This window comes from Bacillus sp. mrc49 (assembly GCF_002803435.1).
On sequence record NZ_PHNG01000693.1, the window covers coordinates 1 to 24,313 of the forward strand.

Here is a 24,313-nt window from a genome sequence, read left to right on the forward strand (position 1 = left end):
CGTTCAAAGAGCAATTGGAAGCAAGCGGATCTTCCATGGACGCCTTGAAAAAGGATATCGTTGTTTATCTGCAAACGAGAAAGCTGGTCGAACCGCGAATTACCGTGACAGATGATGAAATCAGCACCTATTTCGAAGACAATAAAGATACCTTTACACAAGCGGAGCAAGTCGAGGCTAGCCATATTTTAGTCGAAGACGAAAAAACGGCTAAAAAAGTTGCAAAAGAACTTGCGGATGGCGGCGACTTTGCCAAACTGGCCGCCGAGTATTCTACCGATACGCAAACGGCGAGTAAAGGCGGCAGCTTAGGGTATTTTGGAAAAGGTGATATGGTCGGCGAATTTGAGGATGTTGCCTTCGATCTTGATGTGGACAAGGTCAGTGAACCGGTCAAAACCGAATATGGCTACCATATCATTAAAGTCACTGGAAAGAAGGAAGCGAAAAAAGCGAATCTGGAAGATAGCAAAGATGCGATTAAAGAAACGCTTATCACTGAGCGATTGCAGGAGGAATATCCCGCTTGGTTGGCTGAAGTGAAAAAAGACCACGATATAACGAATGAATTAACGGAGTCTGAATAAGGCCCTGAAGGTTTCGGAATGCTAGCAGCATCCCGAAACCTTTTTTTATTTTTTATCATTCCTTATTCGGTCACAGCCACGTTCACATGGCCATCAAATGACTGTTGGCAGAAGCGATTATTTAGATCTGCGACCATGCAGCCGCTGCGGGTTCGCGGAGGCTCAACGGACCCGCCCCTGGATAAGCGAGTGCCAAACGATCAGAACTCGAAAAAGCTGCAGGCAAACTCCAATTAACGAGTTTGCCTGCAGCTTTGAAGCTGAGTCGTTTCTTCAGCTATTTAATCATTAGAAGTTCGATGAGATCGATTTTTGATTGGATAATTCCGATTTCGTTACGATTTCATCACTTTCTTTTTCCCCTTTTTTATTCGATTTCACGGATGAAGATGGCGTTTCTTTCAGCTGTTTCCCGGCAACGACAACTTTTGAGCTGATGTCTTTCAATTCACTTGTAGCTTCCTTGGCTGTACCAAGGGCATCAGTCGAGATATCCTTCACTTCGGAAACTTTACCTACCACGTCTTCATTGACGGTTTCATATAAAGCCTCAACATCATGAATGGCCTCTTTGATCGTCTCGGTAGCCCCTTTGACGCCTGATACCATCTGGTCCTTCACTTCTCCGGGATTTTCCTTAACCTGTTCAATCATATTCATGGAGTTATCTTTTAAAAGGACCGCAGAACGCTTCATTTTATTTCTTGTAGTGGAGTCAAGCAAGGTCAAGGCGCCGCCGACAAGTCCTCCAATGAGAATGCCTTTTAATAATTTGCTATTCGATTGAGTTTCGATCGTCGATTGAGTCATTTATAGTTCCTCCTTAAGAATAGTAGATTGTTTGCTTACTTCGGGTTTTCCCTTATTTACCATAATTTAAACTGGGAAAAATAAACTGTAATAGGATTGACATAATAAATAAACTAGTAGTAAGCTACATATAGTTAAGTGAGTGAACTAATTTTACGAGGTGTTTCGATGAATGATGAAAAAATATCCATTTTAATTGACCGATATATGAAAGTTTCCTTTTATGTCAATAAGATGGGGGAACTATTGATTAAAGATCAAATATGTGATGTGCTGACGAACGAGCAATACTACACTTTACGATTCATTGAACAACAACGATTATGTACCTCTACGGATATCAGCGAAGCCTTTTATATAAATAAGAGTGCGGTCACCTCCAATATCAACAGGCTTGAAGGCAAAGGGCTGATTGAACGGGAGCAGGACCAATATGACCGGAGGGTCTTCCATTTGAAGCTTTCCGAAGAGGGAGCGGCATTGTTGCATAAAACGGAGCATAAGATTCATAAATTGGTCGAAGGCATCATGACGAAATTCGAATATGAAGAGATTGTTAAATTCCTTGATACATATGAGAAGCTCTCACAAATTTTCATAGAAATGAAAAATGGCGAACAGGAGGAACTGTAAATGAGAGGGATAATAAAGGCAAGGTGGTTAGTCCTGATCATCTGGGTTGCCATTACAGCCGGTTTAATGTTTTCGGCTCCGAATATCGCAAACCTTGTCCGTGATAAGGGGCAGCTTGATGTACCGGCAGAGTATTCCTCTGGAAAAGCCAATGAACTCATGAAAGAGATACAAGATGAAGATGAGTCCCAAGTAGCTCTCGTATTCCATGGTGATAAGAAGCTAACTTCCTCGGAATTGAAGGAAATCAAGCAAGCCATCGAAAAGCTGGAAAAGGATAAATCCGAGCTAGGCATCACGGAAATCATGACACATTTCAAAGAGAAATCGCTTAAGGATCAATTGGTTTCGGAGGATGGATCGACGGTTTTGACATCCATCACGATGACATTAGGGGACAGGGAAGCCAAGGAAGTGATCGATACCCTTTATAAGGAACTGGAACAAGTCGATATCGAACATTATTACACTAGCAGCTGGATGATCGATGAAGATCTTAATACCAATTCCCAAGAAGGGCTGAAAAAAACCGAAGGCATTACGGTTGTCTTCATTTTGGCGGTATTGCTGATCGTTTTCCGGTCGGTGGTGACACCAATCATTCCGTTGATCACCGTAGGCTTTACGTATTTATGTTCACAATCCATCGTTTCATTCCTGGTCGATCGATGGGACTTTCCAATTTCATCTTATACGCAAATATTCCTAGTCGGGATTTTATTTGGAATCGGCACCGATTATTGCATCCTGCTGCTTAGTCGCTTCAAGGAGGAGCTGTCGTCACAGGAATCATTGGTCGAAGCCATCGTGGAGACATATCGAACGGCTGGCAAGACGGTCTTCTTCAGCGGCCTGACCGTAATGATTGGCTTTGCGGCAATTGGTTTTTCCACTTTCAAGCTCTATCAATCTGCTGCAGCGGTTGCCATCGGGGTATTCATATTGATGCTTGCCCTATATACGATCGTTCCATTTTTCATGGCGGTTTTAGGCAAAAGGTTATTTTGGCCGGCTAAAGGGAAGCTTGCGCATAGTGAAAGCAAATTATGGGCAATCCTTGGGAATTTTTCCTTGAAACGTCCCTTATTGGCGTTAGTGATCGTTGCAATCATTTGTGTGCCTTTTTTGTTCGTATATGATGGGGACATATCCTATAACTCCCTGGAGGAAGCGGGAGATGACGTTCCTTCGATCATGGCTTTTAATATCATTTCCGATGAATTCGGGCCGGGACAGTCGATGCCAACACAGATCGTCATAAAAAATGACGAACGGATGGACTCGGAGGAATACGTCGCGCTCGCAGAAAAAATCGGTCAGGAAGTCGCCAAGGTCGATGAAGTCGATTTAGTCCGATCCATGACCCGCCCGGCAGGTGAGCCCATCAAGGATCTATTTGTCTCCAATCAAGCTGAAACGCTGGAAAAAGGAATCGGGGAAGGGAATGACGGGATTAAAGAAATCAGTGACGGGTTAAAAACGGCAGGCAATGAGCTCTCCGATTCAGGACCGCGCTTGAAGCAAGCGACAGACGGGATAGGGGGACTCATTTCTGGCACTGATGAATTAAAGAGCGGTGTAGGTCAGGTAGAGAAAGCGTTAACGAGCATTGAAGCAGGAATTCGTGACGGGTCTTCCGGGACAGGTGACATCAAAGCAGGTCTGAATGAAGTGAAGGCCAATTTGGAGAAGCTGTCTGCCGGAAGCGAGAAGCTCCTGGGGGGCTATCGGCAATCAACCAATGGTCTGACGGAACTCACGAATGGTTACAAACAGATCCAAACGAATCTGACGGCTGTGTCACAAAGCCTGGCTGCATTAAATCCTTCCTTTGAGCAAGTGGAAGGCGCCCATCCGGAATTACAGGCAGATGCATCATATCAAAAAATCAAGCAAACCGTACAAGGGGCCCAGAATGGTTTGGAGCCCATGGCAGCAGGACTTTCCGAGCTCAATCGGAATCTTGGTGTGGTGTCGGGCGGCTTGAATACGGCAAACGAAAATATGACACAAATCGTAAACGGACAGAAAGCTCTAGGGAGCGGCCTGAACCGGTTGATTGCTGGTGTTGATGAGTTACAAAAAGGCCTGGGCACTATGGCCAATGGTCAAGGTGAAGTCATCAATAATCTATCACAATTTAAAGGGGGACTTACTAGCCTTAACAATGGGCAGCAAGAACTCCTGAATGGTTTTTCAAGTCTTGGAGGGCAGCTTACCGATTTGGAAGACGGTTTGAATCAAAGCGCAGATGGCCTGAATGAAGTGCATGATGGATTATCGTCTGCACAGGGGTATTTATCCGGGTTGGCAAAAACGGATAAAACGGTAACGGGCATGTACATTCCAAAAGAAGTAGTGGAAAGCAAAGAATTTGGTGAAGCATTGAACGCGTACTTATCTGAAGATGGTAAAGTGATGACAATGGATGTGGTCTTCAAGGAGAATCCATATTCCAATGAAGCAATCGAGCAAATCGACTCGATTGAGGAAACGGTAGAGCGAGTCACAAAAGGTACAAAGCTTGAAAATGCGCAGGTGGCGATAGGGGGAATCACAAGTACGCATCATGACTTGAGCGTAATGTCCGAGGCGGACTTCTCACGCACCGTCATCTTGATGCTGTCAGGCATTGCAATCATCCTCTTTTTCATGCTGCGATCGCTGGTGATGCCAATTTACCTGATTGTGTCGCTCGTCTTGACATACTATACAGCGGCAGCGATAACAGAGTTGATTTTTGTTAACATTCTTGGTTATGCAGGTATCGGCTGGGCCGTTCCTTTCTTTGCCTTCGTCATCCTGATCGCCCTGGGCATTGACTATAGCATCTTCTTGATGGATCGCTTTAACGAAATGAAAGAAAAGCCAGTGAAGGAAGCAATGCTGCTGTCGATGAGAAAAATGGGAACAGTGATCATCTCAGCGGCTGTCATTCTGGGCGGGACATTTGCGGCCATGATGCCAGCAGGGGTCTTATCACTCTTGGAGATTGCCACCTTAATATTGGTTGGCCTTGGATTATATGCGTTTGTCATCTTGCCATTGTTCATACCCGTAATGGTTGCAACATTTGGGAACGCGAATTGGTGGCCATTTTTGAAAGATAAGGAATAAACGTAAATTAAAGAAGGCATCCATTCGGATGCCTTCTTTAACTATGTAGTGCATTTTATAATTGGGGAATTCTTGTTTTATATTTTGCGATGAGGCGTTGATTGTGTTCGTCAGCCCCTTCGATATTGCTGCTTAGGAATACCGGGGGGGTCACTCCTGAATCAATGATCGTTTCGATGACTTGGGTGAAGATCATGTTTAGGAGGACGGCACCGGTTACGGTCGATCCGGATCCAAATGTAATATTGTTTGATTTCAGCAAAGTATCACCTTTGGAAATATGATTGTCGATGACCATATCCACGACATCATGGAGGTAAAGCTTCTCTTTATGCCGGGAAGGACAGCTGGATGCATAAGCCGGTGATGTCAAACCTATGACAAAGGCGCCTTTTTCCTTAGCGATTGCAGCGACATCTATCGGTACGGGATTGACACCAGAGGATGAGATGACGATGCAGACATCACCCGGACGGATATCTTCATCCTGCATGAATTTCTCCGATAGGTCATTTTGCCGTTCAAGTTGCGATGCTCTTGATGCGCCTTTGAAAAGCATTAAATCTTCAACGAAAATGGGGCGGATGGCTGCCAATCCGCCAGCCCTGTAGAACACTTCTTCCGTCAAAATGTGGGAGTGCCCACTTCCGAATAAATGGACGATTCCGTCAGACATGATGGATGCTGAGATCCTTTCCACTGCTTCATTCAGTGATTGCTTTTCCTTTTCTACAACAGTGGAAAGTAGAGCCTGCACTTCTTTGAAATATGAGTTCATTATATGACACCCTCCATTGATCATAGTGATGAAATTGTCTCTATACGAATATCAGCCAAAACAATCGAGGTTATCTGTTGATGGTGATGGTGAACTTATACCTGTCTGCCCGATATGCTGATCTGACAAATTCAAGGGGAGTTCCATCGATTAGGTACGTATTCCTTTGAATGAATAAAATGGGCGAGTGTTTGGGAATTGCCAAATGGGCGATTTCCAAATCTGAAGCAATCGATGATTCCAACGTTTGTGTCGCATAGTCTATTTTAAGTTTAACGTAATTCTCGACATATTGGTAAAGCGAAAGGTTAATGATTTCTTCCGTTAATCCTTTAATTAAATTCGCAGACATGTACACCGTCTCGAGTGCCATTGGGACATCATCGGCCAATCGAATCCGTTTGATTTCATAAACGGGGGCATATAGGGAAATATGCAATTCATTGGCAATTTTCTTAGTAGCCGGTATGATTTCGAAGCTCAGAAGCCTGCTGCTCGGATTAAGGCCCCTGGCCTTCATATCTTCTGTAAAGCTGGTCAGCCCGTTGAGCTGCTGCTCGAGCTTCTTGTCGGCGACGAAGGTTCCCCGGCCTTTTTGCCGGTATAGATATCCATCATTAACCAAGTTATTTATCGCCTGCCGCACGGTCATCCGGCTAATTTCGAATTGCTCGGCATATTCACGTTCAGACGGCAGGGCATTGTGCGCTTGGAACTCACCGTTTTCTATTTGTCTTTTTATTTGTTCTTCGATTTGAAAATAAATCGGAAGAGGTGAGTTTTTATCAATCATCGATTTTCGCTCCTTTTAGGGCATTACCACGCCGGATAACGCTTTTTGGTCTGCGATAATTGTAACATTATTATGTTTTTTAAGGATAGATGCAGGGAATTCTTCCGTAATCTCTCCATCGAAGAGCCTCTTCAAGGTTTCGGCTTTTTCTTCGCCGGATATGAGAAGGAGGATCTCCTTGCTTTTCATGATTGTGGAAATGCCCATCGTCATTGCTTGTGTGGGAACTTCGTCAATGGAGTCGAAATAACGGGCATTCGCTTGGCGTGTTGAATCCTCAAGCGTTACTACATGGGTACCGGAATTGAAAGACGTTCCAGGCTCATTAAAACCGATATGTCCATTTTGGCCAATTCCAAGTATTTGCAGGTCAATCCCTCCCAAGGAATCGATTCTTTCGTCATACCGTCTGCATTCTTCATCTGAGTTATCCGGTGTGCCGTTTGGTACGAAGGTTTGCCCTTTATTGATATCGATATGGTTGAATAGGGAGTCATTCATATAAAAATGGTAACTGTTGGGATCATTTGGTTTTAAGCCGATATACTCATCGAGATTAAAAGATGTTACATGTTCATAAGAAGTATGATTTTGGACATGGTCTTCGATCATGGAATCGTACATGCCTTTAGGTGTACCGCCCGTTGCCAGGCCAAGGATGATTTCCGGATTCCGTTTAACCTTTCCAATAACGATTTCTGCAGCCGTCCGGCTCATTTCTGCATAGTCCTGCACTTTGATGATATTCATTTTACATTCTCCTTTTTATAAGCTAATTTACCTCTGCAAAACGTCATCTCAACGTCCAATTCTTCATTTAAGATGACAAGGTCGGCATCTTTTCCAACTTCAATGCTGCCTTTCCTATCAAAAATCCGAAGTTGCTTGGCAGGATTTTCTGCCGTCATTTTTATAATGTCAGTCATGGAACAACCGGTATATTGCAAAGTATTCTTAATCGCATCATTCATTTTCAGTATACTGCCCGCAAGTGTCCCATCTGGAAGCGTTGCTTTCGTTTCATCAACATTCACATCCTGGCCGCCCAAGTCGTAAGTGCCCTTTTCAAGCCATTTGGCACGAAGCGAGTCGGTTATCAGGATCATGCGATCGCTGGTGATTTGGTCAAAAGCCAATTTCACCATTTCCGGTCGGCAATGAATGCCGTCCGTGATAAGTTCAACGAATAACTCGTCACGAAGGTAGGCAGCGCCCAAAACGCCAGGCTCTCGGTGATGGAGGCCACGCATCCCGTTATAAAGATGTGTCACATGTGTCGTGCCAGCTTCAATCGCTTCACTGATTTGGTCATATGTTGCATCGGAATGTCCAATGGAAGCGACGACGCCTGTTTCCTTTAGGTGTCGCGCAAGCTCCAGTCCGTTTGGTTGTTCAGGTGCAAGCGTTACAAGCTTGATATGGTTATGGGCAAGCAATTGCCATCTCTTGAAGAGCGATACATCGGGATCGACGATGAAGTCTTCGGGCTGTGCCCCTTTACGCGCTGGTGAAATGAACGGGCCTTCTAAATGAATCCCGACTATTTCAGCATGATCTTCGTTTTGTTCTTTGATATAGGTACCCGCATTAAGCAGTGCTGATTCGATGGCATCAGCAGATTGGGTCATCGTGGTTGCCAGAAAACTGGTCGTCCCTTCTTTTGGAAGAGTCTTTGCCATCGTCGACAATGCTTCGCTAGTGGCGTCCATTGCATCGGCCTTGGCCGCGCCGTGGATATGAACATCGATGGCACCGGGTATGATCTGATACTCCGATGGAAGCGTAATTACCGTGGCATCCTCATCCTGTTTACATTGACTGGCTGGGCCCACTTCGGCAATTTTCCCGTCCACGACTTTAATGTACCCGTCCTTGTAGGTTTCCTTTTCGCTATGAACCATTAGATTATTGATAATGAATGTTTTCATACATAATCTCCTTTATGAAAGTGAAACGTAATGAATGAGTCACGAATTGAGTCTCACATATTTTGTTCTAATTTTATCGCTTTTATTAAAAGTTGTCTAGACCAGTTACTTCATATAAGCAACGAAAAAGAACAAATCGGGCTATTTTCAAAGAATTTCAATAAAATTGGTATAGACATCTATATATTTTTTGTGCTAGTATAAGCCAATGAAAAGTTATTAATGAAATGAAAACGCTTTTACACTTCTTGTCATTTAGCCTTATTAATAGAAGTTAGGAACAAGGGAGATGAGTTCGATGTTAAATTATTTACAAAAAATTGGTAAAGCTCTAATGTTACCGATTGCTGTCTTGCCGGCAGCGGCTATATTGCTTCGCCTGGGTCAGCCAGATTTACTGGATATATCATTCATGGCAGCCGCGGGTAAGGCGATCTTTGATAACCTTGCCTTACTATTCGCTTTAGGTATTGCAATCGGGTTATCTAAAGACGGAAGCGGTGCCGCGGCATTGGCTGGTCTTGTTGGTTATTTTGTTTTAACCAATGGTACACAAGCCATTAATAAAGAAATCGACATGGCTGTTTTAGGCGGTATCATATCCGGTATCGTGGCAGCTTTCCTATATAACAGATACTCTGATATAAAGCTTCCTGAATGGCTTGGATTCTTTTCAGGAAAACGGTTTGTCCCGATTATCACTTCGCTTGCGATGATTGCACTGGCGGGAATATTCGGGATTGTATGGCCGCCAATTCAAGATGTCATCAATAACATTGGCGAATGGATCACAGGTGCAGGGGCTTTAGGCGCTGGGGTATTTGGCGTATTGAATCGCTTATTGCTTCCTGTAGGATTGCATCACGTTCTGAATAGCTTGGTATGGTTTGTATTTGGAGAATATAATGGAGCAACTGGAGATATTAATCGTTTCTTCGCAGGGGACCCAAGTGCTGGACCTTTCATGACCGGCTTTTTCCCAATCATGATGTTTGGTCTGCCGGCAGCGGCATTAGCGATGATTGCAGCTGCCAAGAAAGAGAAACGTAAATTGGTAACGGGAATGCTGGTCGGATTGGCTTTCACTTCCTTCTTGACCGGAATCACTGAACCAATCGAATTTCTATTTATGTTCATTGCGCCGGTATTATATGTCATACATGCCCTTTTAACAGGGGTTTCCATGGCACTGGCTGTTATGTTGGATATCCATCACGGTTTCGGATTCTCTGCAGGGGCCATCGATTATTTGCTGAACTTTGGGATAGCTCAAAAGCCATTATGGATCATACCGATCGGGTTGGTATATGGAGCCATTTATTTCGTGATTTTCTACTTTGTCATCAAGGCCATGGATTTGAAAACACCAGGACGTGAAGACGATGAGGAAGGCCCAGAAGAAGAAACGGTTGTGAAAACAGGTGATAAATATACCGATATGGGTTCTCTGTTCATTCAAGATCTTGGCGGTAAAGAAAATCTGAAATCTATAGATAATTGTACAACACGCTTACGTTTAGTAGTGGCTGATGCAGATAATGTGAATGAATCGGCTCTAAAAAGACATGGTGCACGAGGTGTGCTGAAGTTAAATAAAACAAGCGTTCAGGTCATAGTAGGAACGAACGTCGAATTTGTTGCAGATGCAATGAAACAGCTTGTTCAAAATGGAGTTAGTCCAAGCCAAGTGAAAACAGCACCAGCAGCACAAGTTGTGGATGAACGTGTAGTAGAAAACAAAGAATCAAAGTTAGGCTTCGATGATTTTGTGCTTCCGATCGAAGGGACCGTTTTACCTATCGAACAAGTTCCTGATCAGGTGTTTGCGATGAAAATGATGGGGGATGGCTTCGCAATCGATCCTGTAGATGGAAAACTTGTTTCACCTATCGATGGGGAAGTGCTTAATGTATTCCCAACTAAGCACGCCCTGGGATTGAAAATGAATAATGGACTGGAAATTCTGATTCATGTAGGGTTAGATACAGTTAAATTAAATGGAGAAGGTTTCAAATCTCTTGTCCAAGAAGGCCAGAAGATTACTAAAGGTACGCCGCTTTTGGATATCGATCTTGATTTCGTAAAACGGAATGCTCCTTCTGCGATCACACCTATCATCTTCACTAATTTACCTGAAGGAACGGCAGTGAAATTGCAAAAAACGGGAACTCAGAAACAAAATACAGCAGACATCATCCGTTTGGAAAATCATTGAACGGATGGATGGCAATAAAAAAGGCGGTCGACAATGTCGACTGCCTTTTTCATTGGTTATTTGGATAAAACGGCTTCTTTTAATGTTTCTTGCTGTGATAGATTGTCATATCCGAAACAAACAGGGGCACCATTTGCAGGGTCAATCATGACCCTTGCATCAATACGAAACACTTCTTCCAGTATGGCAGGCGTAATGATCTCCGAAGGAGGCCCGATCTTAATGATTTCTCCCTCTTTCATCGTGATGATTTCATGTGAAAACCGGGACGCGTGGTTAATATCATGCAAAACCATGACAGTCGTTATTTTCTGTTCTTTATTAAGCTTTTCAACGATTTGCAAAACCTCTAATTGATGAGCCATATCAAGGTAGGTGGTCGGCTCATCCAATAATAATATATCCGTTTTCTGTGCTAAAGCCATTGCCAGCCATACCTTTTGTCTTTGACCGCCTGATAAATTGGCGATTTGCCTGTTTCGAAATGAAACGGTCTTGGTAATATCCATGGCCCATTCGATCGTTTCTTTATCTTCCTTCGTCAGCTTATTTACATTATTACGGTGTGGATACCTTCCATATGAAATAAGTTCCTCGACCTTCAATTGTGCAGGTGCGACCGGGTTTTGGGGGAGCAAAGCCATTTGCTTGGCAATCTCCTTTGTGTGGATCTTATGCAGGTCCTGCCCTTGTAAAAAAACGCTTCCGCTTTTTTGTTTTAAAATCCGGCCTATTGTCTTTAATAATGTCGATTTACCGCAGCCATTAGGTCCAATGATGGTTGTGACCAGGCCTTCTTTTATTTCCAGATTCAAGTTTTTGAATACCGTCAATTTCTCGTAATTCGTTTCTACATTTTCCATACGGAGAATACTCACTGATCATCTCTCCTTCTACGCTTTAGCTTTAATGAGTAAATAAAGAAAATAAGGGACACCAATAATGGAGATGACGATCCCGACCGGTAATTCTGCCGGAGTAAAAACGGTTTTTGCAATGAAGTCGGATGCGATCACAAGCAGTGCGCCAATTGCCCCGGATACCGGGATGACCTGATTATGATGAATCCCCACAAGATGCTTTGCGATGTGGGGAGCCATCAAACCTACGAAACCGATATTCCCCGACACCGAAACGGAGGCGCCCACCAATCCGATGCTGCAGAGTAAAAGGATGATCGTTTCCTTTTCAACGGAAATCCCCAAACTTTTAACGCTCGATTCTTCCAACTGATACAAATCAAGTAAATAAGCCTTTTTCTTAATGATCGGGATCAGGATTATCATCCATGGTAACATGGATGCGATGTATTTCCAGTTTGCATCATATATCGTACCCGAGAGCCAAACGGTTGCCATTTCAAAATCGGTTGATTTCATTTTTAATGACAAATATAAGGAAAGGGCGCCTAATGCCGAGCCTATCGCGATTCCGGTCAGTAAAAGGCGGCCCATGTCCAGCGTCCCGTTCTTCCAGGAAAAAAGGAAAATCACCAGGGCTGCCAAAAGCCCGCCCAAAAGACCAAATAGCGGTAAACTCATGATCGAGAACCAGTCCGAGCTGCTGGTTTGACCTTGATAGAAAAACATGAAGATGACTATGGCTGTCCCGGCGCCGGCATTGATGCCGAGAATGCCCGAATCGGCCAAGCCATTTTTCGTAACACCTTGAATGACTGTGCCCGCAATTCCTAAGCTCACTCCCACCAAACCGGCGATCACGATGCGGGGGAGGCGGAAATCAAAAATGACCAAATCAAAATCGGGTACCGGATCCACCCTGAATAAGGTCTGAAGGACAGCCTTGACGGTCATGTTGAATGTCCCGGAAATCAAGCTGAAATAGCTTGTAACAACGATTAAACAGATAATGATGGTCATCGTGAGGGTGAAGCGCCACCGAGTATTCTCATCCATTTTTTTCTCCTCCTCTCGTTCTTATTAAGTACAGGAAGAAAGGAATGCCGATCAGGGAAGTAACGACTCCTATGGGGGTTTCGAATGGATAATTGACAAACCGGCTCAAGACATCACACAGAGCTAGAAAAACCGCACCAATTACCCCGGCACAGGGAACGATCCACTTATAATCGATCCCGATCAAAAACCGGGTGATGTGGGGGATGATAAGGCCAACAAAGCCGATTTTCCCTACAAGCGCCACGGCAATTCCCGTTAAGCAGATCACGGAAAGGAGGGCCACGGCTTTTACTAATTTCGTGCGCTGGCCTAAATTGATGGAAATTTCTTCGCCTAAAGATAATATCGTAACGGATTTTGAGATGGATAGGGCGAGGATGATTCCCACCATTCCACACGGTATCGCTAATTTGAGTACTTCGGGATCAATCTGGTGCAACCTGGAGTTGTACCAAAAACTTACATTTTGGGAAATTTGGAAATAGGATGCTATGGCAGCAGAAATACTGCTTAAAAATGTCCCGATCACAGTCCCGATTATGGCTAGCCGAACAGGCGACAGTCCATTTGGGAGCAGCGAACCAAAACCAAAGACAATTCCGGCACCCATTGCAGAACCTAACATGGAAAAGAGGATCATTTGGAATGAAGACATACCTGGAGCAAATACCATACATAGTGTAATCACGAACGCAGAGCCATCCGTCACCCCCATGATTGAAGGGGATGCAAGATAATTTCTTGTCATCCCCTGCATGAGTGCTCCTGATATGGCTAAAAATGCCCCGACGAGAAGAGCACCCAAAACTCTGGGCAAACGGGAAGTCATGATGATCGTGTGATCGACGTTACCAGAGTCATAGTGAAAAATGGCATTCCATACCGTCATGGAATCTATATTTTTCGCACCATATAAAATCGATAAAACGATGGAAAAGCAAATCAATAGAGGTGCCATACAAAGGATTATTATTGGTAATGAATTTGTTTTGGCCATATCAATCAACGCACCTTACTGCTTATTTAGCTAATTTTTCAGTTGCAGCTTTCAAGAAAGCAGTCTTGCTCCAAGCTGTTCCACCTTGAGCAAGAGGATCAACCGAGTTGACGAACACTTTGTTTTCTTTCACTGCCGTGATGCTCTTCCAAATGGAGTTGTTTTCCAAATCTTTTAATGCTTCCGGCTTTTGTGCATTTTCACTTTCGGAGAACTGCAAGAAAACATAATCCGGATCAAGTTCTGCAAACTTTTCCAATGAAATCATTTCTTGTGCTTTAATAGGTTTAATTTCTTCAGGAACAGTCAAGCCTAGGTCTTTATAAACGACTGGATTGAAATAAACATCCTGAGGATATAGGAAGAGGCTTCCATTCCGGATTCTCACCACTAATACCTTTTTGTCCTTCAGTTTTGCACCGATTTCCACTTTTGCTTTTGCAGCGTCATCATTATAAGTCGTGATGATTTTTTCAGCTTCGTCTTTTTTACCCGTAAGACTGGCCATCAACCGCAGGTTCGCTTCCCAATTTGTCGAGATATGAGAATATGGGAATGTTGGCGCCACTTTGTCTAATTGCTCCGTTACGTTCGCTGGTGATTTAGAAGACCACATGATCACATCAGGTTTCATTCCAAGAAGAGTTTCATAGTTTGGCTGCATTTTTTCCCCGATTGATTTTGCACCAGCAAGGTCCTTCGCTAAATATTCCGGAATTTCTCCGCCTACAGTAACGACACCTGTTGGCTTAACCCCCAATATGGCAGCATCCTCCATGGATTCCAAACTAGCAGTGGCGATACTGGTAACTTTGGCTGGAATTGTATACTCCTTGTCCAAATATGTAATGGTTTGGGTCTTCGCGTCTTTTTTTGCAGTGGTTTCTGTCGCGTTGCTTTTCTGTGAAGCATCCTCGGAAGACTTTTCGGCATTACCGCAAGCTCCAAGTCCTAAACTGAATACTGTTGCCATTCCAAGTACGAATAATTGCTTTTTCATTGGTTGATTCTCCTTTTTTAATATATTAAAAATCATTTATCGCTGCTTCATAGGACCAAAAGAATCAATCCTAATCGGTTGAAAATGTAGTTTCACTTCCTTTGCCAAAATTAATATTAGCTTAACATAATAATGTGTGGTATTGATAACGATTATCATTATCATCACCACACGATATTAAATATATAATTAAACTTCCAATAATTCAAGAATAATTTTCCAAACAATATATTTCGTTTGGAGTTTTTCCAAAAAACACTGTGAAGAATAACGCGGAGAGTGGGGAAATAACGTTTTTTTTGTAAGAGATTGTAAAAAAATAGAGATACACTGTTGATATATTCATTGAGAAGGATTATCATTATCGAAGTCATGGTAATCTTTCTCAATTTGATTCTGCCAAACTATTGACTTGCAGATATCATTCCGAAAAGTGGTGAATTAGATTACTAGTAATAATGGGTGGGGGAATTCGATAGGATGATACATAAAAATATCGATACAAATGCAACGGATATAACGGCTGGCAGCGGAGAGGTTACGATCAAAGGCACTGAACGGAGCATCATGCATTCAAGTAATGGGAATCGTGAGTTTCAAATCTTTGTATCCCGGCCGCTGGAAGAGCCGCCTCCGTCAGGATATCCGGTCATTTATTTACTCGATGCCAACTCTGTGTTTGGAACAATGGTTGAGGCGGTGAGGTTGCAATCGCGCCGGCCGGAGAAGTCGGGTGTAGTTCCGGCAATCATCGTGGGCATTGGTTATCACACGAATGGACCATTTTCTTCTGAACGTTATTATGATTTTACATTACCGGTTGCAGCTGCCGAGTTACCTGAAAGACCGGATGGAAGTCCATGGCCTGCACATGGGGGCGCAGAAAACTTCCTGAAATTCATTGAAGAGGATTTAAAACCGGAAATCGGTAACAGATTCAAGATCGACCATAATAGCCAAACCCTCTTCGGGCATTCCCTTGGCGGCCTTTTCGCTTTATATGTTCTTTATACAAATCCATATGCATTCCAAAATTACATAGCTGGAAGCCCATCACTTCATTGGAACAAAAATTGGTTCCATGAGGAAGAGGGGAGGTTCCTTTCCCGGTTGAAACAAGGAAACGGGGGTATTTCCTTAATGCTGGGAGTAGGGGAGCAGGAAGGCACGCATAAAAGCGGCATGAATGAAAATGCACGGGAGTTATCAACACGTTTATCGACGATCGATAGCGGAATAAACGTTCAATTCAAGGAGTTCGAAGAGGAAGGTCACTTATCCGTTTTGCCGCCTTTGATTAACAGGGGCTTGCGTTTTGCATTGAAGCGAAATATGCCTGGCGAGGTATAGGACTTTCTGAGTAAATCGCCATATGGTACTTGACCACCAAGTTTTTAATATATATCATTACCTGTAGATTCCAATTGATAATGATTATCATTATTAGTTGGAATCTTCCGTTTTACAGCGTTAGTTAATGGGTTAAGCCGTGTGTACCGTCCCATATTCGTGGGGGATTGTAATCGGGCTACTATACATTGAGATCTTGAAGTAAGAAAGGGAGTGTCATGGTGGATTTTTTGGAATGCAGTGGGAAGGTTGCACTTGTAACGGGAGGTGCCCAAGGAATCGGCGCCGCAGTCGTCCAGGCTTTGGCAAAACTGGGTATGGTGGTTGCGGCAATTGATTATAATGCCGAAAAACTTAATGGCCAAGTAAGTGAATGGAAGTCTCAAGGTTTGGATGTACATGCCTTTGCGGCTGATGTAAGTGAGGGTCGTGCAATCGTTGGCATAGTCGATGAAATCGAACGTGATATCGGTCCTATAGAGACACTGGTCAATGTTGCAGGGGTGCTTCGCACAGGTTTGATCGGATCATTCAGTGATCAGGATTGGGAAAAGATCTTTGCCGTCAATACCACCGGTGTTTTTAATGTCTCACGTTCAGTGAGCACATACATGATGACGAGAAAAAGAGGTTCGATCGTCACGGTGGGATCCAATGCAGCAAGCGTCCCAAGAATTTCACTGGGTGCATATGCAGCATCAAAGGCAGCTGCCGTCATGTTCACTAAATGTTTAGGGCTGGAATTGGCCCAATATAATATTCGCTGTAACATCGTCTCGCCCGGATCAACGGATACGGAGATGCAGTGGTCGATGTGGAATGACGAAAATGGCGCACAAGCGGTTATAAATGGGATGCCTGAGACATTCAAAGTGGGAATACCACTGAACAAAATAGCCGCTCCTTCTGATATAGTCGACGCCATTCTGTTTTTCATATCCAATCAATCGAATCATATTACGATGAGTAATTTATGTGTGGATGGCGGGGCCACTTTAGGGGCCTGAGGCAGCACATTCATATTCGGTCTGAATATTACGTGAATTTGGAGGTTTTATATATATGATCAAGAGCAAAGAGAATTCAACCGTATTGGAAAAACAGCTGTTGGACGATTATGAGGTCGGGGACTTTTTCCTGGCATCGCCTTCTCAAACAATACTGGGGAAAGGTTCCTTTTTGACAGTTCCAAATGATAGGGAAAACCGTGATCAAATGACAAGCCTTGCAGCACGAGTGGCGGCTGCATTAAAAACTGCAAAAGAGCAAGGTCACCCCAATCCAATGGTAACCGGAGCCGTACCATTCGATTATGAAAAGGATGCCCAGCTCATCGTACCCGGAATGATATGGACATCAGTACCTTTGAAAGACTTAGGCACAAGTCAGCAAGTGGGAACTTCGAAACCGGACTATGAAATTGAATCCGTACCGGAACCTTCTCGGTATATGGATGGTGTGGAACAAGGTCTCACTCATATTAAAAGCGGCCATCTTGACAAAATCGTCCTATCAAGATCGTTGCATCTCACTTCATCGGAGCCGGTGAATATCAATCAGTTGCTTCAAAATTTGGCACGCCATAATAAGAACGGGTATACCTTTGCCGTTGATTTACCGCAGCCCGAAACGGAAAACGCGGATCCCGATAACCTGAAAACACTAATCGGGGCTAGTCCAGAATTGCTTGTTTCAAGAACGGGGTTACAGGTGGTGGCCAATCCTTTGGCAGGTTCCAGGCCAAGAAGCGACGATCCGATAGAGGATAAGCGACGGGCGGAAGAGTTGCTCTCCTCAGCTAAGGATTTACATGAACATGCTGTTGTCGTCCAAGCTGTGGCAGAGGCCCTGCGCCCATTTTTCAAAAAGATGGATGTACCGGAAAAACCATCAGTGATACATACCGAAACCATGTTGCATCTATCTACAGAAGTAAAAGGAGAACTTCAAGATCCTGAAACTTCCTCGTTGGAGCTGGCGATTGCGCTTCATCCAACTCCGGCCGTTTGCGGCTCTCCGTCCGAATGGGCCCGGGAAGCCATTCAGGAAATCGAACCGTTTGATCGTGGCTTCTTTACGGGCATGGTCGGCTGGTGCAATGCAGAAGGAGACGGCGAATGGATCGTTACCATTCGGTGTGCGGAGGTAGAAAAACAGGTTCTTCGCTTATTTGCTGGGGCAGGAGTCGTTGCGGAATCCAAGCCAGAAGAGGAATTGGCGGAAACATCGGCTAAATTCCAAACGATGCTGCGTGCAATGGGAATAGATCCAAAGTCATTAAACTAAAGAGTGTGGGGGGATAAAGAATGTTAACAGGGTGTTCTTCATGGCCTGCGGATTATGCGGATTTATATAAACGGGAGGGGTGTTGGAAAGGGAAAACCTTCGGGGAAATGTTGCGTGATCGTGCCGAAAAACAAGCTGACAAGATCGCCATTACCAGCGGGGACAGAAACATGAGCTATGCAGAATTGGATAATCGTGCCGACCGGTTGGCTGCTGGTTTCCAGGAACTAGGAATCAAGCAATTGGACAGGGTAGTCGTCCAGCTCCCCAATGTAATCGAGTTCTTTGAAGTTTGTTTTGCATTATTCAGATTAGGCGCATTGCCAGTGTTTGCCCTTCCATCACACCGAAGCAGCGAAATTAACTATTTTTGCGAATTCTCAGAGGCGGTTGCCTACATCATCCCTGATAAGCACGCTGGTTTCGACCACCGTACGCTGGCAAGAGGTGCAAAAAGTAAGAATGAAAAATTAAACGTCATTGTCACGGGGGATGCTGCGGAATTTGGGAATTTGGCTGATTTATATATCGATCCAAAAAAAACCGGAGCAAAAGTGGCTTCAAGTGACATTGCCTTTCTTCAATTATCCGGGGGAAGTACAGGGCTCTCCAAACTGATTCCAAGAACACATGATGATTATATGTACAGCTTGGAGGTTAGCGCCGAAGTTTGCGGGTTGGACAAGGATAGTGTTTACCTCGCCGTGCTGCCGATCGCCCATAACTTCCCAATGAGCTCGCCAGGGACCCTCGGAACCCTTTATGCAGGCGGCAGAGTGGTTCTTTCACCAGGCCCTAGTCCTGACGAAGCCTTTCCGCTTATTGAAAAACAAGGCGTGACGATTACGGCACTAGTACCGCCCCTTGCTTTGAGATGGCTTGATGCGATATCCACCCGCCACCATGATTTATCCAGTCTCCAGGTGCTGCAGGTGGGGGGAGCGAAGTTCAGTGCGGAAGCTGCCCGTCGGGTATCCCCAGCTTTTGGGTGTAAACTGCAACAAGTATTCGGCATGGCCGAAGGACTGGTTAACTATACAAGATTGGACGATCCGGAAGAGATCATCGTCAATACTCAAGGCAGGCCGATGTCAAAATATGATGAAGTGCGCATTGTCGATGAGGAAGACAGAGATGTTGAGCAGGGTGAGGTGGGGCATTTGTTAACGCGGGGGCCTTACACCATCCGTGGCTATTACAAAGCGGAAGAGCATAATGCGAAGGCATTCACGATAGATGGATTTTACCGAACGGGTGACCTGGTAAGTATGACCGAGACGGGCTATATCGTCGTTGAAGGGCGGGATAAGGATCAAATCAACCGCGGCGGTGAAAAGATCGCCGCCGAGGAAGTGGAAAACCATCTCCTGGCACATGAGTCTGTACATGATGTCGCCATCGTTTCCATGTCCGATGATTATTTAGGCGAAAGATCCTGCGCCTTCGTGATACCGCGCGAGAAGGCCCCGACGGCAAAGGAACTTAAACTATTCCTGAAGGAGCGGGGACTTGCCGCTTTTAAAATTCCTGATCGGATTGAGTTCACCGAGTCCTTTCCAAAAACGCCGTTAGGTAAAGTGAGTAAAAAAGCCTTGCGGCAAATCATATCAGATAAACTGAACAATCAACTTACACTGAAGTGACTAAATAAACTATATAGAAGGAGTGATAATGATGGCTATTCCTGCTATCACACCATACGCAATGCCTGTGGAATCCGAGTTAACAAAGAATAAAGTTTCGTGGAAAGTCGATTCATCGCGGGCGGTGCTTCTCGTTCATGACATGCAACAATATTTCCTCGATTACTATACAGTAACCGAATCACCGATAACGGAACTGATCTCGCATATACAGGCAATAAAAAGCCGTTGCGTGGACCTGGGCATCCCTGTTGTCTATACAGCTCAGCCTGGCAATCAAAACCCTGACGATCGTGCACTACTTACCGATTTCTGGGGCCCGGGACTTGATGACGATATCAATCAAACTAAAGTCATTGACGAGGTTGCTCCAAGCGAGGATGACATTGTCCTTACTAAATGGCGCTACAGTGCATTCAAACGGACGAATCTCCTTGAAATGATGAGGGAGCAGGGACGTGATCAACTTATCATCTGCGGGGTCTATGCACATATCGGCTGTCTTCTGACGGCAAGCGAGGCCTTCATGCAGGATATCGAGCCATTCCTGATAACGGATGCAGTAGCGGACTTTTCGTTGGATGAACATAAAATGGCGATCAAATACGCAGCTGAACGATGTGCCGTCACAACATCGACAGCACGATTGCTCGAACAATTGAATAACGGCGGACAGCAAGAAAAAGAAAATCAAGGTTTGACGTTGGATGGCCTAAGGTTTGCCATCGCTGACCTTATGGGCGAATCGCCATCGGATATAGGTGACCATGAAGATCTAGTGGATATAGGAATGGATTCGATTAGAATGATGAGCCTTGTTGAAATCCTAAGAGGAAAAGGGGCGGAAATCAATTTCATGCAGATGGCTGAAAAACCGACACTCGCCGCGTGGTGGGAACTATTATCGTCACAAAAGGTGTTAGCTTGAATTAGAAACAGGAAGGAGGTAATTCGGAGTGCTTAATATTCAGGATCAAGATGTGCGCTGGAAGTTGACCGGCGCACAATCCGGTATCTGGTTCGCTCAGCAGCTGGAGCCGGATAACCCGATATATAACACAGGGGAATACATAGAAATAGCCGGACAGATTGATATCGTGCATTTTGAACAGGCACTGACGCAGGCGGTCAAGGAGGCGGAGTTTTTACATGTCCGCTTTGGCGAGGATCTTGAAGGGCCGTTTCAAACGAGTGGGAAATCGCTTGATTTTCCTTTTACATTCATGGACTTAAGCGAAGAGGAAAACTCCCGGCACAAGGCCATGCAATGGATGAAAGAAGATTTGGCTCATCCTATAGACTTGAAAAATGACCCGCTCTTCAATCAAGTTTTATTCAAGGTGGAATCGGACCGCTTTTTCTGGTATCAACGCATTCACCATATTGTCATGGATGCATTTGGTTTTTCCCTTATCTCACAACGTGTAGCCAAATTATATACGGCACTTCAAAAAGGGGAAAATGTGAACGAAGCTGCCTTTTCCCCTCTACGTACACTGCTTGAGGAAGATAAGGCATATAGGAATTCCGAAAAGTTCGAAGGTGATCGCCAGTTTTGGCTAGAACGTTTTGCCGATCAGCCGGAGGTCATGAGCCTAGCGGATCGAGCACCCAGGACTTCTAAAGGCTTCCTTAGCCAAACGGGTTATTTATCACCTTCCACTACACAAGCTTTAAAAGCGAACGCCCATAAATATTCGGGAAGCTGGCATGAAGTGGTGATTGCGGTGACGGCCGTTTATGTGAACCGTTTGACTGGATCGGAAGACGTCATCCTCAGTTTACCGATGATGGGACGGTTGGGGTCTTCCTCATTGAACATCCCCAGCATGGTCATGAATCTGTTGCCGCTGCGATTGTCTGTAAAGCCTGAGATGAGCTTCAAAGAATTGGTGCAGCAAGTGTCCAAGGAGGTCCGTAACATCCGCCGCCATCAAAACTACCGCCATGAAGAATTGCGCCGAGATCTTAAATTGCTGGGTGATAACCAGCGATTATTCGGACCGCAAATCAATGTCATGCCGTTTGACTATGGCCTCGATTTTTCAGGAATCAAGGCGATCACACATAAGCTTGCCACCGGTCCTGTCGATGATTTGTCGATTAACATCTATGACAAGTCTGATGGAAAAGGGCTGAGGATCGATATTGATGCGAACCCGGAAGTATATGGCCTCGAAGATTTAGGTACCCATCATGCACGGTTTTTGAGCTTTCTTGAAAAGGTTGCGATTGCAGAGGGAAATCGATCGATCGGGGAAGTTGAACTTCTATTGCCCGAGGAACACCAGCAGGTCCTGCTTGAATGGAATCGAACGGCAACGGAGATCCCAACTGGACTTTTACCCCGATTGTTCGAGGACCAGGTGCGAAAAACCCCTGATTGGACGGCCGTAATCGATGATAACGTAGTTCTTACATATAAAGATTTAAACAGGCGGGTCAATCAACTGTCACACCTCCTTTTGGAGAAGGGGCTGGAACCTGAGAAATTCGTGGCCATCGCTTTGACGCGTTCGGTGGATATGGTCATTTCCATGTTAGCGGTTTTAAAGACGGGAGCGGCTTATTTGCCTATCGACCCGGATTATCCATCAGATCGAATCGAATTCATGCTGGAAGATGCCAGGCCTGCAGCCATCATAACCAGTAAAGGGATTGCCTCGAAACTAACGGATGCCAAAGGAGCGGAGCGCATCTTTCTGGATGAGGAAGAGACCACTCTAGCGCTAGCGGAACAGCCGGATGCAAATGTGGAGAATGAAAACCGGAAGGGAACGATGTCCCCGCTTAACCCGGCTTATATGATTTACACTTCGGGTTCTACCGGGAAGCCAAAAGGTGTCGTGATTCAATCGCAAAGCCTTATCAATTTCCTATCTTCGATGCAAAACGAATTTTCTTTGGATCATCGCGACCGTCTTCTGGCTGTTACAACCATTGCCTTTGATATATCCGGTTTGGAAATCTTCCTGCCGCTTTTGAATGGGGCAAGCTGTGTCATTGCCGCTAAGGAAACGATTCAAGATCCGAAGACCTTGTCCGAGATGATCGTTCAGCATGAGATAAGCATCATGCAGGCCACACCAACGCTTTGGCATTCACTTGTAGCGAATTATCCTGATGTGATAAAGAATTTCCGGGTGTTAGTTGGCGGAGAGGCCCTTTCGATCAGCCTGACAAATGCTTTACATGAATTAGGATGTGAAGTGACAAACCTGTACGGACCGACGGAAACAACGATATGGTCTTCAGCCATTACCCTTGATCCGGAACAGAGCGGTATGCCATCGATCGGCAAGCCACTTTGGAATACACAGGTATATGTGCTGGATGCAGCCTTGAAGCCCGTTCCTAAAGGCACTGTAGGGGAATTATATATCGCGGGTACAGGGCTTGCGCGTGGATATTTAGGACGCCCGGATTTAACTGCTGAGCGGTTTATCGCTAATCCATATGGTCCAAAGGGCAGCCGCATGTATCGCACCGGCGATCTTGTTCGTTGGCGTAGTGATGGCACACTGGATTATATCAGCCGTGCCGATCATCAAATCAAAATAAGAGGGTTCCGCATCGAATTAGGGGAAATCGAAGCAAGGCTTACCCGCCATCCTGACATCGAGCAGGCTGCAGTCATCGTACGCGAAGATCAGCCGGGCGATAAACGGATCGTTGCCTATATCGTTCCATCTTTGGGAGTGACGGCGGATGTTGTGGAAATACGGGAATTTGTAGGCTGTGTTTTGCCGGAATACATGGTCCCATCCGCTATCGCTGAGCTGGAGGAGTTGCCATTGACTCCAAATGGAAAGCTCAACAGGAAGGAATTGCCCGCGCCTGATCTTTCTGCACTTGTTTCCGAACGCGCTCCCAGAACACCGCAGGAGGAAATCGTCAGCGATCTTTTCGCCGAGGTCCTGGGCCTTTCAAGGGTGGGTATCGATGATAGCTTCTTTAATTTAGGCGGTCACTCTCTTCTTGCCTCGACTTTGATGGCTCGAATAAGAGATACATTCGGAGTTGAAATAGGCATTGGTAAATTGTTCGAGACACCGACCGTTTCCGGTCTTGTCAAACAGCTTTCTAACGGGAGAAGTGCAAGGTTGCCTGTTAAAAAGGCACAAAGGCCAAAACAGGTGCCTCTTTCCTTTGCCCAGCGGCGATTATGGTTCCTTCATAGCCTGGAAGGTCCGAGCCCGACGTATAACATTCCGCTCGTGGTTGAAATGTCCGGTGAAATTGATACCGGGGCACTCG

At 44.9% G+C, this 24,313-nt stretch carries 19 protein-coding genes; 10 read left to right on the top strand and 9 right to left on the bottom strand.

The features are described 5' to 3' along the window. Nucleotides 1-587, top strand: a 587-nt coding sequence (locus CVN76_RS14880; RefSeq protein ID WP_198512570.1) for a peptidylprolyl isomerase, incomplete at its 5' end; no start/stop codon positions are given. A gap of 288 nt (nucleotides 588-875) precedes the next feature. Here the strand turns inward: CVN76_RS14880 and CVN76_RS14885 are convergent. After that, nucleotides 876-1,397 (bottom strand): hypothetical protein, encoded by a 522-nt coding sequence (locus CVN76_RS14885; RefSeq protein WP_061143788.1) that lies wholly within the window; start codon nucleotides 1,395-1,397, stop codon nucleotides 876-878. Between the two features lie 168 nt (nucleotides 1,398-1,565). Between CVN76_RS14885 and CVN76_RS14890 the strand changes: the two genes are divergently transcribed. Then, nucleotides 1,566-2,030, top strand: coding sequence for a MarR family winged helix-turn-helix transcriptional regulator (locus CVN76_RS14890; RefSeq protein ID WP_061143787.1), 465 nt, complete (start codon nucleotides 1,566-1,568; stop codon nucleotides 2,028-2,030). Continuing rightward, nucleotides 2,031-5,147, top strand: coding sequence for an MMPL family transporter (locus CVN76_RS14895; protein ID WP_100531925.1), 3,117 nt, complete (start codon nucleotides 2,031-2,033; stop codon nucleotides 5,145-5,147). A gap of 55 nt (nucleotides 5,148-5,202) precedes the next feature. Here the strand turns inward: CVN76_RS14895 and CVN76_RS14900 are convergent, their stop codons facing one another. The 4 genes from CVN76_RS14900 to nagA all read right to left on the bottom strand — a co-directional run bounded on the left by CVN76_RS14900 (nucleotide 5,203) and on the right by nagA (nucleotide 8,646). Continuing rightward, on the bottom strand, nucleotides 5,203-5,928 hold the full coding sequence (locus tag CVN76_RS14900; RefSeq protein WP_100531938.1) for an SIS domain-containing protein: 726 nt from the start codon (nucleotides 5,926-5,928) through the stop codon (nucleotides 5,203-5,205). Between the two features lie 67 nt (nucleotides 5,929-5,995). Further along, nucleotides 5,996-6,718: a GntR family transcriptional regulator gene (locus CVN76_RS14905; protein ID WP_061143785.1), complete on the bottom strand. Its 723-nt coding sequence runs from the start codon at nucleotides 6,716-6,718 to the stop codon at nucleotides 5,996-5,998. A 15-nt stretch (nucleotides 6,719-6,733) separates the two neighbouring features. Further along, the gene (gene nagB / locus CVN76_RS14910; protein ID WP_100531926.1) at nucleotides 6,734-7,468 is read right to left on the bottom strand and encodes a glucosamine-6-phosphate deaminase; all 735 of its coding nucleotides are present in this window, start codon (nucleotides 7,466-7,468) and stop codon (nucleotides 6,734-6,736) included. Continuing rightward, nucleotides 7,465-8,646 carry an N-acetylglucosamine-6-phosphate deacetylase gene (nagA, locus tag CVN76_RS14915; protein WP_100531927.1) on the bottom strand — a complete coding sequence of 394 codons (1,182 nt, stop codon included), beginning with the start codon at nucleotides 8,644-8,646 and terminating at the stop codon, nucleotides 7,465-7,467. The genes nagB and nagA overlap by 4 nt, the downstream gene beginning before the upstream one ends. A 298-nt stretch (nucleotides 8,647-8,944) precedes the next feature. On the opposite strand from nagA, the gene nagE reads away from it, so the two are divergent. After that, nucleotides 8,945-10,861 (top strand): N-acetylglucosamine-specific PTS transporter subunit IIBC, encoded by a 1,917-nt coding sequence (nagE, locus tag CVN76_RS14920; protein ID WP_100531928.1) that lies wholly within the window; start codon nucleotides 8,945-8,947, stop codon nucleotides 10,859-10,861. 56 nt (nucleotides 10,862-10,917) lie between these two features. On the opposite strand, the gene CVN76_RS14925 is transcribed toward nagE, so the two are convergent. Genes CVN76_RS14925 through CVN76_RS14940 form a run of 4 tightly spaced genes read right to left on the bottom strand, consistent with a single transcriptional unit; the run spans nucleotide 10,918 to nucleotide 14,777 of the window. Further along, nucleotides 10,918-11,739, bottom strand: a complete 822-nt coding sequence (locus CVN76_RS14925; protein ID WP_100531929.1) for an ABC transporter ATP-binding protein — start codon at nucleotides 11,737-11,739, stop codon at nucleotides 10,918-10,920. A 15-nt stretch (nucleotides 11,740-11,754) separates the two neighbouring features. After that, the gene (locus CVN76_RS14930) at nucleotides 11,755-12,777 is read right to left on the bottom strand and encodes a FecCD family ABC transporter permease (RefSeq protein ID WP_100531930.1); all 1,023 of its coding nucleotides are present in this window, start codon (nucleotides 12,775-12,777) and stop codon (nucleotides 11,755-11,757) included. Further along, the gene (locus tag CVN76_RS14935; protein ID WP_100531931.1) at nucleotides 12,770-13,777 is read right to left on the bottom strand and encodes a FecCD family ABC transporter permease; all 1,008 of its coding nucleotides are present in this window, start codon (nucleotides 13,775-13,777) and stop codon (nucleotides 12,770-12,772) included. The genes CVN76_RS14930 and CVN76_RS14935 overlap by 8 nt, the downstream gene beginning before the upstream one ends. A gap of 22 nt (nucleotides 13,778-13,799) precedes the next feature. Next, on the bottom strand, nucleotides 13,800-14,777 hold the full coding sequence (locus tag CVN76_RS14940; protein WP_100531932.1) for an iron-hydroxamate ABC transporter substrate-binding protein: 978 nt from the start codon (nucleotides 14,775-14,777) through the stop codon (nucleotides 13,800-13,802). A 480-nt stretch (nucleotides 14,778-15,257) separates the two neighbouring features. Between CVN76_RS14940 and CVN76_RS14945 the strand changes: the two genes are divergently transcribed. From CVN76_RS14945 to CVN76_RS14970, 6 genes are all read left to right on the top strand, one after another. Next, nucleotides 15,258-16,127: an alpha/beta hydrolase gene (locus tag CVN76_RS14945; protein WP_100531933.1), complete on the top strand. Its 870-nt coding sequence runs from the start codon at nucleotides 15,258-15,260 to the stop codon at nucleotides 16,125-16,127. 221 nt (nucleotides 16,128-16,348) lie between these two features. Beyond that, complete coding sequence (locus CVN76_RS14950; protein WP_442857578.1) at nucleotides 16,349-17,134, top strand: 2,3-dihydro-2,3-dihydroxybenzoate dehydrogenase; 786 nt, start codon at nucleotides 16,349-16,351, stop codon at nucleotides 17,132-17,134. 55 nt (nucleotides 17,135-17,189) lie between these two features. Further along, a complete protein-coding gene (gene dhbC, locus CVN76_RS14955) occupies nucleotides 17,190-18,413 on the top strand; it encodes an isochorismate synthase DhbC (protein ID WP_100531935.1) in 1,224 nt (407 codons plus the stop codon). Between the two features lie 20 nt (nucleotides 18,414-18,433). Beyond that, nucleotides 18,434-20,056: a (2,3-dihydroxybenzoyl)adenylate synthase gene (locus CVN76_RS14960; RefSeq protein ID WP_100531936.1), complete on the top strand. Its 1,623-nt coding sequence runs from the start codon at nucleotides 18,434-18,436 to the stop codon at nucleotides 20,054-20,056. Nucleotides 20,057-20,087: 31 nt separating this feature from the next. Then, nucleotides 20,088-20,984: an isochorismatase gene (locus CVN76_RS14965; protein ID WP_100531937.1), complete on the top strand. Its 897-nt coding sequence runs from the start codon at nucleotides 20,088-20,090 to the stop codon at nucleotides 20,982-20,984. A 28-nt stretch (nucleotides 20,985-21,012) separates the two neighbouring features. Then, a partial coding sequence (locus CVN76_RS14970) for an amino acid adenylation domain-containing protein (RefSeq protein WP_442857577.1) occupies nucleotides 21,013-24,313 on the top strand: 3,301 nt, incomplete at its 3' end.

Excerpts from the sequence above, each read along its gene's own strand:
- CVN76_RS14885 (WP_061143788.1), bottom strand. The coding sequence starts at position 1,397 with ATGACTCAATCGACGATCGAAACTCAATCGAATAGCAAATTATTAAAA.
- CVN76_RS14890 (WP_061143787.1), top strand. The coding sequence starts at position 1,566 with ATGAATGATGAAAAAATATCCATTTTAATTGACCGATATATGAAAGTT.
- CVN76_RS14895 (WP_100531925.1), top strand. The coding sequence starts at position 2,031 with ATGAGAGGGATAATAAAGGCAAGGTGGTTAGTCCTGATCATCTGGGTT.
- CVN76_RS14905 (WP_061143785.1), bottom strand. The coding sequence starts at position 6,718 with ATGATTGATAAAAACTCACCTCTTCCGATTTATTTTCAAATCGAAGAA.
- nagB (WP_100531926.1), bottom strand. The coding sequence starts at position 7,468 with ATGAATATCATCAAAGTGCAGGACTATGCAGAAATGAGCCGGACGGCT.
- nagA (WP_100531927.1), bottom strand. The coding sequence starts at position 8,646 with ATGAAAACATTCATTATCAATAATCTAATGGTTCATAGCGAAAAGGAA.
- nagE (WP_100531928.1), top strand. The coding sequence starts at position 8,945 with ATGTTAAATTATTTACAAAAAATTGGTAAAGCTCTAATGTTACCGATT.
- CVN76_RS14930 (WP_100531930.1), bottom strand. The coding sequence starts at position 12,777 with ATGGATGAGAATACTCGGTGGCGCTTCACCCTCACGATGACCATCATT.
- CVN76_RS14935 (WP_100531931.1), bottom strand. The coding sequence starts at position 13,777 with ATGGCCAAAACAAATTCATTACCAATAATAATCCTTTGTATGGCACCT.
- CVN76_RS14940 (WP_100531932.1), bottom strand. The coding sequence starts at position 14,777 with ATGAAAAAGCAATTATTCGTACTTGGAATGGCAACAGTATTCAGTTTA.
- CVN76_RS14945 (WP_100531933.1), top strand. The coding sequence starts at position 15,258 with ATGATACATAAAAATATCGATACAAATGCAACGGATATAACGGCTGGC.
- dhbC (WP_100531935.1), top strand. The coding sequence starts at position 17,190 with ATGATCAAGAGCAAAGAGAATTCAACCGTATTGGAAAAACAGCTGTTG.
- CVN76_RS14960 (WP_100531936.1), top strand. The coding sequence starts at position 18,434 with ATGTTAACAGGGTGTTCTTCATGGCCTGCGGATTATGCGGATTTATAT.
- CVN76_RS14965 (WP_100531937.1), top strand. The coding sequence starts at position 20,088 with ATGGCTATTCCTGCTATCACACCATACGCAATGCCTGTGGAATCCGAG.